Origin of the sequence: Ligilactobacillus acidipiscis DSM 15836 (assembly GCF_001435755.1) — a bacterium.
GTDB classification, from domain to species: Bacteria; Bacillota; Bacilli; order Lactobacillales; family Lactobacillaceae; genus Ligilactobacillus; species Ligilactobacillus acidipiscis.
On sequence record NZ_AZFI01000346.1, the window covers coordinates 1 to 610 of the forward strand.

The 610-nt window shown below is 42.8% G+C and carries 1 pseudogene; it reads left to right on the top strand.

Features of this window, described 5'->3' with window-relative positions:
• A pseudogene (locus tag FC65_RS11055) lies at window positions 1-509 on the top strand (MobQ family relaxase); the annotation flags it as partial.
• Window positions 510-610 lie beyond the last annotated feature (101 nt).

Below are 610 nucleotides of genomic sequence, written 5' to 3' on the forward strand. Positions count from 1 at the left end.
AACTTAAATCACTAGAGAAGCGTGATTTAGATCAGTTGAAAAACAACCCGCCAGTACAATTTACGACCCAGGAACATCAACAAGGACTAGCTTATTTGTCGGGGCAGCTTAGCTTAGATCAGCTAGAAGATCATCACTTACAACGGGTCTTAAAGCATGACGGCACTAAACAACTCTTTTTGGGTGAATGCAAAGCCGATCCGACGATTAAGACCAGCCAGATTGAAAAACTCCAAAAACAGTTAAAAGAGCAACAAGCTAAGGACGATCAATATCGAAAATCCCAGCTGGCACATTATCAACCATTGAACTACAAGCCAGTTAGTCCAGAATATTACCTAAAGACGGCCTTTAGTGACGCAATCATGGCCGCTCTATATGCCCGTGATGAAGATTACCAACGGCAAAGACAGGCGCAAGGTTTAAAAGAGGTCGAGTGGGAAATGACGAAAAAGCAACGGCAACACCAAACTCGAAATCGGCATGAAGATGGGGGCATGCACTTGTAATCGGAATAAAAAATGCACCGTTAAACCTAGTTAAAAGCGGCTGAACAAGGCAGAACAGAATTAGAACAGAAGTTCAATCATAAGGAGTGAACGAACATGAC